This is a genomic window from Ruegeria lacuscaerulensis, from assembly GCF_013031245.1.
GTDB classification, from domain to species: Bacteria; Pseudomonadota; Alphaproteobacteria; order Rhodobacterales; family Rhodobacteraceae; genus Ruegeria; species Ruegeria lacuscaerulensis_C.
Genome location: NZ_WPZL01000066.1, coordinates 1 through 9,457 on the forward strand (window position 1 = coordinate 1; position 9,457 = coordinate 9,457).

A 9,457-nucleotide genomic window follows, 5' to 3' on the forward strand; every position below is an offset into this window, starting at 1 on the left:
ACTGCACTTTGGCACATTCGATGCCGGTGGAGCAGGAGCCACCCACCTCATCCGGTTTGGGCCGTCTGTGTGATCAGCTTGCGGCGTGGCAGGGGCCTGTGCTGCAACGGCACCGAGGTCCGGAATGAGCCCAACCCGGTCATGGCGATTTCATGCTGCGCGCGCTTGCAGCGAGAAAATTGCTGCATGTGCGCGGCTTGGGACACCGCTGTGCGGCGGAAAAACCAGCCATTGATGGTTGGTGCGGAGAAGACGGATCGGGCAAGCCACAAATCGCAGGACATCGCTACCTTTGCCTTGCTAAAACGGACTGGCAATCGCGCCGACAAATTCGGTCCACCGTTTGCGATCCACAAACCCATAATGTCCTGCGCCCGACCACTCGTGCGCTGTGCAGTTGGGAAGTTCAGAGCAAAGGTGTCGAGGCATTTCCGGTGAGATAATGTCGTCCGTAGTACCGTAAAACATCTCCACCGGTTGCTGGATATCTTTTGGCGAAAATCCCCAGTCCCAAAGAGCCATCGTCATTTCGAAAACTCCTTCCTCGTGTTGTAGATAACCAAGACGAAAGTTCTCTTCGAACAAGGCTTGCTGCTCTGGATTGCGGAGTATTGTTTTGGCTTCGTTGGGCATTTGGTCAACGACAGACTCCACGTATGAAGGGATGTCTTTCAGAGCACTTTTAGCACCCATACGCTCAGCCCAGCGGATCAGGAAGGTCAGATGGCGCAGTTTCGCGATGGTCTTAAGGTCCTTCAGTACCAGCATTTTGGTAACACCAGGCTCATCGAATGGCGCCACAGGAGAAGCGAGCGCGACCTTGCGCACACGTTCGGGCATGTGAAATGCCACCGCCAATGCGTGGGGGCCGCCGCCGGAATGGCCGGCTACGTTGAATGTATCGAGGCCAAGATGGTCAGCGAGCTCCTCCATATCGGCGCCCCAGTCCACCATTTTCCGATCTTTCTTCGGACTCGACCCTCCGACCCCGGGCTGGTCTGCTGCAATCCATCGCACTCCAAGCGAAGCGGTTAGGTTGTCGTCGGGTTGACGAATGACGTGAGAGTCGGAAAACCCATGGCTAAAAATCACTGGTGTTCCATCTGGGTCGCCGTAAGTGCTGAATGCGAGCGTTCTACCATCTCTGAGAGTTATATGTTCGGTCAATTTGTTCTCCTAAAACGAAATTTCATTGAGTCGTGAGGTTATCAGAATGCCAGCAAAGATTTGGTACGAAGATACGAGCCGTTCTCACTTCTAAGCACCATACCTATTGGTCCGTATAATGAAACGCAGATGTCCGATCGAGCTCACTCAGGACAGAGCAGTCTGATTGGCGACCACCAGATCAAGTGCTTGTGGAAAGCCCCAAATTCTCGGAGCTTTCGCCGTTACGTATGGAGCCCCACCTAGTCGGTGAATGTATATTCACCCAGATCGCACAGGTTCAGATCATAGTCTTCGGCTTCGGAACCGTCGGCAAAAACGCCACGGATGTCATAGACACAGGTCGTCAGCCCGTCTGCGATATCCACGCCAATTTCATATCCAGGGGCCAGATAGCCACCCGCCAAAAGATTTTCTTCCCAATCGTCGGACGATACGGGGGAGACGTTGAATTCTACCAGGTCGGCACTGCTGTCATTGTAGAGCAGGAATTCCAGATCCTCCGCCTGAGCAGGCGAATGAACGGCCGATGCCGCCAAGACCAGTGCGGTGGAGATTAGAGACTTCATTGTGTTGATCCTTCTGTTTGATTGGTAAATTGGTTGTGGGCCACCTTTGCCCGAGAGTGGTGATGTGAGTGAGCGGTGCGGTGGCCCACGAAAGACGATACGAGGGGGTCGGCACCGTCTTTATCTCGTGGAAGATGGTTCAGAACCGGAATTCGAATCCCAGTTGGCCAGCAACGCCGTGATCGTCTGAGCCGCTGCCAAATCCGGTCTGGGCGGACACTTCTCCGAACAAAGTGGTGCTTGTCGTGATGTCCACGTGGCCACCCAATGTCAGGGCAAGGTTATTCCTGCCACGCTCGGTCAGAACTGTGTCGTTGCCAAAAGACACCGAGGTTTCGTCATCAAACGCATGGTAGTAGTCGAACTGGCCAAAGAGCACGCTGGTGCCAAACTCTCGCTCGGCCCGCAGACCGATGCGCGCACTCAGAGTATCGCCGTCAGAGACCGTTCCGGCGGCACCGCTTGAAACATCGTTGAGATCGTCGGCGTCAACACTGCTGTAGAGAAGTTGCGCCTGAGGAATGAGGTTCAGCCCATTGTTCAGGGCAAACACTTTTCCGACCTCGATTGAGGCGGCATAGCCATCCCCATCCGTATCAACCTCCTGTCCGCCTGCAAGACGGGTTGTGCTGTCGAAGAACGCGTACCGCACCTGGCCGTCCAGATAGAGTTGACTATCAGCCAACCACAACGCGCTCAGCGTCACGTCGTAGGCGTCAGTGTCAATCTTGCCGTCAGCCAAGGACGTTTCGCTGTTTGTCGACAGTGTTGTTGCGCCGAACTCAAACCCGCCGATCAGGGAGCCGCTGCCGATCTCGGCAAATGGCAGGCTGGCGCCGACACGCAGGCCGCCGCTGGTCGTTTTATTGGTGCGATCACCGGAGGTATAGCGGTCGCGCCCACCTTCTGCATTCAGCCAGACCAGTGGATGATCTGTAGAGCTGAGATCGGCCAGCGACCGGCTGACGGTGTTAGCGTCTTCCGTACCTATTCTACCAGTCAGGCGGCGCATCGCCCCATCCAATGCAATGTGGTCGCTGAACTGCTGGATGCCGGCCGCAAGGAATGCACGGTTGGGGTTCAGATTCACCCCACCGTTCGCAGTGAAGGGCGTAAGAATGAACTCACCGGTTGCCGGGTCGTAATCGAGCATGAGGGTATAGGCACCTCCGACAATCGCGGTTTCTCCGCCTTTGGTCACGAAATCACCGTCCACCAGCCGGAAGTCACTGGCAGAACTCATGTCAGAAACCGTGGCAATCGCATAGGTCTGGAGATTTGCAAGAGTACCGGATTTCTGCACCTGAAGGCCTTGCTGTGCTCCTGTACTGTCGCCTGTAACAATCAACTGATCGTTGGTTCCGGCATCAAAATCGACATCGAGCGCCACAGTGCCAGACCCGGTCAGATCGCCGCCAATGGTCAGGCGATCACCCCCGCTTCCGTCCGCCAAACTGACAAGGCCATCGTTACGGACATCACCGCCAACAACGACCGCACCCGATCCACCAAACCCGACCCGGAAACGGCTTGTCGCGTCAATCTGCAGGTTGCTGCTCAGAGACAGGTTTGCCTCACCTGCTGCGATGGTCGATCCGTTGTTTGCCGCGAGAGAAATAATATTTGATCCTGAACTGTCCAGAGTCAGGACACTTCCATTGTCTGCTGTCAGGTTTTCCCAATTGGTGAACAGAGCGCCATCGAAATTGCCGTTGAAGGCCGAAAAGGTCACGGCATCTTGCGTGCCAATGCCGCCGTCGAACAGGGTTGCCGCGCTGATATCCGCACCCCCTTCAATCGTCAGCGCGTCGGTGCCGTCACTCAGCAGCACCTCACCGGCAATCGCTGATCCCGACCGCAGAATGACATGGCTATTGCCGCCATCACCGTCGACAATCGCCTCGCCTGACAAAGAAGAGACTGACGCACCGCTTTCAAGAGTGATCACGCTCGACCCGCTGGTCGTCCGTGTCAGAATCCCGGCATCAGTACCCCCTGAAACAGCGCCGGATACGGTAACCGATGTCAGGCCTGAACCAAAGTTTCGGGCGTGGATGCCATAGCGGGCTCCGCTGACATTCGAGACTTCAATCGTCAACGAACCAATGCCTTCGTTGCGTGCGTATATCCCGTTTGTAACGCCGCTGATCATACCAGTGGATGTGACTGAAAGATCGGTACCATTTTCGTTCTGTGCCAATAGACCGTTGCCAGTGGTGCCAGTGATGTCTGCCGTCGAAATCGTCAGCGCACCGCTGCCTCGGTTAATGGCTACAAGTCCGGTCGTGCCAGTAACTGTCCCTGAAGCGGTAATCGACAAGTCTGTTCCTGAGGAAGCATTATAAAGGAGCATTCCCTCCCCGGCCGTGCCAGTGACGTCCGACGTCGCAATCGTCAGCGCTCCACTGCCATCGTTGCGCGTGTAGATCCCGAACGACCCACCTGACACGGCTCCCGACGATGTAATTGAAAGATCCGTGCCAGAGTTTCGGGCATAGATGCCACTGCCCAGGGTTCCGGAGACATCCGTCGCTGCGATCGTCAGGGCTCCGGAGCCGTCGTTTCGCGCCTGGATTCCGTGCGTAGCACCGCTGATCGTGCCAATGGATGCGACCGCGAGGTTCGCGCCATAGTTATTCAGGTTTAGCCCGTTTTGGCGGGTTGATGTCACATCCGCAACTGAAAGGGTCAAATCGCCGGTGCCGGTGTTTCGTGCGGAAATCCCTCGCCAGCTACTTGTCACATGCCCGCTTGTCGTGATCGAAAGATCGGTGCCTCTGTTAATGGCAAGGATACCTGAATTGTTGCCGGTTCCGGTGACATTGGCCGCAGAGATCACCAGCGATCCTCTGCCATAGTTGCGGGCATTGATGCCGTACCCGTCAGTTGTGCTGATCGCGTCGCCGACGTCGATAGTGATTCCTCCGGTGGTTCCGCGACCACTTGCGTAAATTGCATCACGAGCACCCGTCACAGTACCCGATGCCGTAACCGACAAGCTGGTGCCAGAGCCGTGATTTTCCGCCCTTATCCCAGAACCGTTAGTACCCGTGACTTCTGCAGTGGTGATCGTCAGGGCTCCCGTGCCATCGTTGTATGCGTCGATGCCGACGGTACCGCCCTGAACCGGTCCACTCGCAGTAATGGTCAGATCGGAGCCACTGTTCTGGGCGGAAATTCCTTCGGCACCATAGCCAACCACCTCTTCGACAGCGATCGTCAACGCGCCGGTGCCATTGTTTACGCTCCAATACCCCGATTGCCTCCGATGACCCGATCAGTTGCGCTGATGGAAAGATCGGTGCCGGTATTCAAAGCGGAAATGCCATCCCCGGTTGCACCTCCGGTGACACTTGCCGTCGAAATTGACAGCGCTCCGCTACCGATATTTTGAGCAAGAATACCAAAGTCGCCACCTGAGACGTGACCGGATGTGGCAATTGAAAGATCCGTGCCGGTCGTATTTTGTGCGAAGATGCCATGACCGAACACACCGGTGACACTTGCCGTTGTGATTGACAGCGCTCCGCTACCAGTATTTTGAGCGAGGACGCCAGTGTCGCCACCTGAAACGTGCCCGGACGTGACAATTGAAAGGTCGGTGCCAATCGTATTGCGGGCAAACACGCCATGGCCGGACCCACCGGTGACTTCCGTGGCAGAAATCGTCAATGCGCCGCTGCCACTGTTTGTGGCTAAGATCCCCCGATCGCCACCAATGACCCGGTCAGTAGCAGCGATGGAAAGATCGCTACCGGTGTTTACGGCAGAGATTCCGAACCGGCCGCCTGAAACGATCCCGGAGGTTGTGATTGAAAGATCCGTGCCACGGTCATTCCTGGCATAAATACCATCATCCGCCGCCCCGCTGACATTCGCCGCTGTAATCGAAAGGCTTCCTGGCGACAGCACACCGTAATTTCGAGCGTAGATACCGTTGCGCGCTCCGCTAAGCGTGCCGGTCGTGGTCACCGTCAAATCACCGCCGCCATAAACGACAGTCCTTAGCGCGTCATTTGTGCCCGAGGTGATTGATGACCCGTTTGGGTCATCAAATGTTAAATCTGTATTGCTGAACAGATCAATCGCGTTGCCGCCGACATTGGCGTCGATACCGAACCCTGGTGTGGTCGTCACTGTGACCGGCCCACCTAGGATGACATCCACGCCCACGTCGGTGGCCGGATCGGCCGGGCCGGAACACACAATGTTACTAGGCAAACCCTGGAATACACATGTACCAGCAATCGCCGCGCCACTGCCAAGTGAAAGGACTGCGCCAAGTGCCGCTGCAGAAACGCCTGAAAGCACGCGTCCCAATGCTGGCGCGTAACTTGCCACTTGACCCTTATACTTTGTCATCCGACCGCCACGTAGAAGGATTGCTCGATAGTGTGGCAGGTTCGTGCTTGGATTTGTCTTACTCATTATGTCCGTACCAATTTTGAGTTTCTTGTTGAGTTTTTTTATGTTTGCTTCGGCAGGGTGATCAGCGTTGCAGCCTCAGAGGTGCCGGGCGCAGCGGCCATCGGGCAGAGATGGCCTGGCAGAAGCTCGAGGTCGTAGAGTTCAGCCACCGCGCCATCTATCCGCAGCCAGTCCACACAAGTCCCGGTCTCAAGATCGATTATCTGGATGCCGCACCATGGCGCGCTGTCGGCCTCGGTCAGACGGGCATCAAGCTCCAACCCCTCGAACCGCTTGTAACGGGGCTTGGACAGGCCGACGAAGGCGAAACGACCGTGCACAGCCAAACCACGGGCGAAACCGGGACAAAAAACATGTGGCTCAAAACGACCCTTGCCATTCCGGTCGAATTCCACTGTGCCCAATTCGCCACGTCCGGAGTTCAACAGCCACAACCGTCCGTCATGCCATCGCGGTGAATGCGGCATCGACAGGTTGTCGCAAACGACGTCTCCCGTCTCGACGTCAATAACGATGCCCCCATCCGCACGCCGGTCACGCCAACCGTCGATCGTATCCGACCGGCTGACAGCTGTGACGTATCGGGGGTGCCCGTCCTTCATCGCCAGCCCGTTCAGGTGGCAACGATCCTCATCCACCAGCGACGATATGAACGGGGGGCGCCAAACTTCACGAAAGCTGTGGCGCAAATCCGGCGTTGCGAGGCAATTGTATCGCGTATTGACGAAGATCGCCTTGCCTGAGGCGTCGATACCTAGGTCGTGCAGATCCAGCTGTCCGGTGAATTCGCTCTGACGCGGCATGAAGGCGGCGTCGAACAGATTGTTCACGCGCTCTTGCGGCTCCAGCACGTTCTGCAGGTGTAGAATTTGGTCATCTGCTGCCAGCGACAAACCATGCGCCCCATGGCGATGAATGCCCATTGGTCGGGGGAAAGCCATTTGATGGATGTTGATCCCCCCACCTGGCTTGACCCCCACCATGTAAAGGACCCCCGACTGGTAGGAGGTAAAGGCGATGGACAGCCCAAGCCCTCCAAGCCGGCCGGCCAGACCCGCTGAGACCGAATAGTCAACTTTGGGTGTCGTCGGAGAAGAACCCGCTTTGTTGTTTTCAGCGGCTGCGTCAAACTGAAATTGTTCGCTGAGAACATCGCTCATCGCGTGTCCTCAGGCAAAAACCAAGCCGCCACAGCAAGGTCGTGTGAACCAGTGTTGCCGCCTCTTATGCGACTGAAAGATGACTTGTTGCGCCGCATCCCGAACCCCTCATGTACCGGATCAATTTCCGAACCAGTAAATCCATTGCCGTAGAACCGATTGGGTTTCGAGCGGGCATTTGCTGAGCTGGACGCAGCGATACCATTTATGAACGGAATGAATCTCGCGCTGCGCTGGATGCCGGGCATAGGTGAATGCAGGTCGGAAGATCGGGAAAACTCAACCCTGACCGACACAGTGATTAGGTAGGATTCAGCCTAAAGATTCGACGAGAACGCTACCTCTCAGGACGGCAGCCGCTCTCATTCAAATTCAATGCGGTTCGGTCTTTATTGAAGCTTTCGACCACCGGTTTGGAGACGCAACTGGCATAGGCGAAAGACTGGACCTGGAGCGGACCCAAAGCTGTTTAAAGCGACGCTTAGAATTAGCAGGAATTGTTGAGAGTTTCTTGACTCACAACTGTTAGCCTTCCTGCAGAACCGAGGAGGAATCCAGTTTCCCGGCGTTAACCTAATGCCGCCGCCTTTAGCGAAGACCTCAGTATCCCCCAGTCCCTTTCGGTCGGTGGGGTCGTCCCTTGAAGCTCAGGCAATTTTTCCCGTATCCCTTCGCGGTAATCTGTCGGGGAAACGCCGTAGTGTTCCATGAACGCTCGGGAAAATACCGGGCGAGTAGAGAACCCTGTTTTATAGGCAACATCACCAATATTGCAGGTGGTATCGGCCCTTAACAGGCCCGCAGCTTTTTCCAATCGTATCAATCGAATAAGGCGCTGAGGCGTGTCCATTTGCCGGCAAATCAGGTAAAGTTTAGAACGTGATATTCCGACTGCCTTGGCAATCATTTCCGGTGTCAGATCACGACGATGGAAGTTTCGATTGATGAAATCCACAATGGTGAAAAGGACGGTTTCATCCCTGATTTCGCGCGTTTCGAGTTCCTGTATCCACTGATGTCTGAACGCGTCGACAGTGAGGCGATAGAGCGTATCAGAAAGCGTTTCGATTTCGCGATCGTCCGCGTGATTCAATTCGCTGAACACGCCGGTAATTGCGGTTTTGAGAATTCTGGTGACCGGGCTGTCTCGCAACACCATGCCGTGTAGCTGCGAAATTCCAGGAACCTCTCCCTGAACCTTCTTCCGATGCAGATTCAACGAGTAAGACGTCGCCCCTTTATGCTGGTAGGAAAACGGTCGCTCGGTGTCGAGCGAAAGCAGGTCCCCCGTCCTGGTATGCGCCGAACCTTCCGAAAGAGGCGTCGACAGATCTTCTCCTTTGAATTGAAAGTGTACTCCAAAGTAGTTCTCTTCCGCGCGCGCCATGCCACGCTCCGATCTGTGGAAGACGCACGGCGTCAAGGTTTGGTATGTGTAAATCAAGAGTTTCGGAGTTGCTTTGCTTTCGGAAGTGAGGCTAAACGGGTCATCAACGGGTCCGGGGCGATCAAGTTCATAACCCGCCAAGTCGAACAGTTCCTCGCGAAATAACGCGTATTGCTGCTTTTTCGGTAACAAGTTGGTGTCAAATCTGTGGGAGATTAACGTGTTTTGCTCTACCATAAGTAACCTTAGACGACAGTACCTTTAACACTTTGAGTTCCGCACATACTCAATTTCTCAAGACGGGCACAATAGTGCGGCGACGGAGCAAGTGCTCTGCGGAGCCAACTATGTCGGTATGGCATTCCAGATAACTTCTTAGCTGTTTCTAAACTCGGGCGAATTGCAAGGCGACTCTCCCTCGAACACGCCATGGTGATCAGACGATTACCGCACCGTTTCAACCTATGAGGGCCCAAATCGACCTCCGCGAATGACCTGTCAAGTGACATTGGCTCCAACGCGGTGAAATGTGCGCTGCAACTGCAAATGTATGCTGCGTAAGCAGTAGACGCGCATGCACAAGTCCGGTTTAGTCCGCCGACTGTGAGTTCGGCTGTTGCCAGATTTTGCTCCCGCAGCGAAAGTCTGGTTCGGTGAAGCTGCATTGCGACGTGGCCTGACCCAATGAACGGCATCTGTGGGTGGCTCCTGCATTGCAAGAGTTTATTGGCGATTTTTGCGGTCGT

The 9,457-nt window shown here is 55.4% G+C and carries 6 protein-coding genes; all 6 read right to left on the reverse strand.

The features are described from left to right. Window positions 1–300: 300 nt before the first annotated feature. Window positions 301–1,167, reverse strand: a complete 867-nt coding sequence (locus GOX66_RS24850) for an alpha/beta fold hydrolase (protein ID WP_170766509.1) — start codon at window positions 1,165–1,167, stop codon at window positions 301–303. Between the two features lie 242 nt (window positions 1,168–1,409). Beyond that, complete coding sequence (locus GOX66_RS24855; protein WP_170766511.1) at window positions 1,410–1,736, reverse strand: hypothetical protein; 327 nt, start codon at window positions 1,734–1,736, stop codon at window positions 1,410–1,412. Between the two features lie 139 nt (window positions 1,737–1,875). Further along, window positions 1,876–4,959, reverse strand: coding sequence for an autotransporter outer membrane beta-barrel domain-containing protein (locus GOX66_RS24860; RefSeq protein WP_170766513.1), 3,084 nt, complete (start codon window positions 4,957–4,959; stop codon window positions 1,876–1,878). Window positions 4,960–4,976: 17 nt separating this feature from the next. Then, the gene (locus tag GOX66_RS24865) at window positions 4,977–6,098 is read right to left on the reverse strand and encodes a hypothetical protein (RefSeq protein WP_170766515.1); all 1,122 of its coding nucleotides are present in this window, start codon (window positions 6,096–6,098) and stop codon (window positions 4,977–4,979) included. 104 nt (window positions 6,099–6,202) lie between these two features. Then, on the reverse strand, window positions 6,203–7,324 hold the full coding sequence (locus GOX66_RS24870; protein WP_170766517.1) for a TIGR03032 family protein: 1,122 nt from the start codon (window positions 7,322–7,324) through the stop codon (window positions 6,203–6,205). Between the two features lie 568 nt (window positions 7,325–7,892). Next, window positions 7,893–8,948: a helix-turn-helix transcriptional regulator gene (locus GOX66_RS24875; protein ID WP_170766519.1), complete on the reverse strand. Its 1,056-nt coding sequence runs from the start codon at window positions 8,946–8,948 to the stop codon at window positions 7,893–7,895. Window positions 8,949–9,457: the final 509 nt, after the last annotated feature.

Excerpts from the sequence above, each read along its gene's own strand:
- GOX66_RS24855 (WP_170766511.1), bottom strand. The coding sequence starts at position 1,736 with ATGAAGTCTCTAATCTCCACCGCACTGGTCTTGGCGGCATCGGCCGTT.
- GOX66_RS24865 (WP_170766515.1), bottom strand. The coding sequence starts at position 6,098 with ATGACAAAGTATAAGGGTCAAGTGGCAAGTTACGCGCCAGCATTGGGA.
- GOX66_RS24870 (WP_170766517.1), bottom strand. The coding sequence starts at position 7,324 with ATGAGCGATGTTCTCAGCGAACAATTTCAGTTTGACGCAGCCGCTGAA.
- GOX66_RS24875 (WP_170766519.1), bottom strand. The coding sequence starts at position 8,948 with ATGGTAGAGCAAAACACGTTAATCTCCCACAGATTTGACACCAACTTG.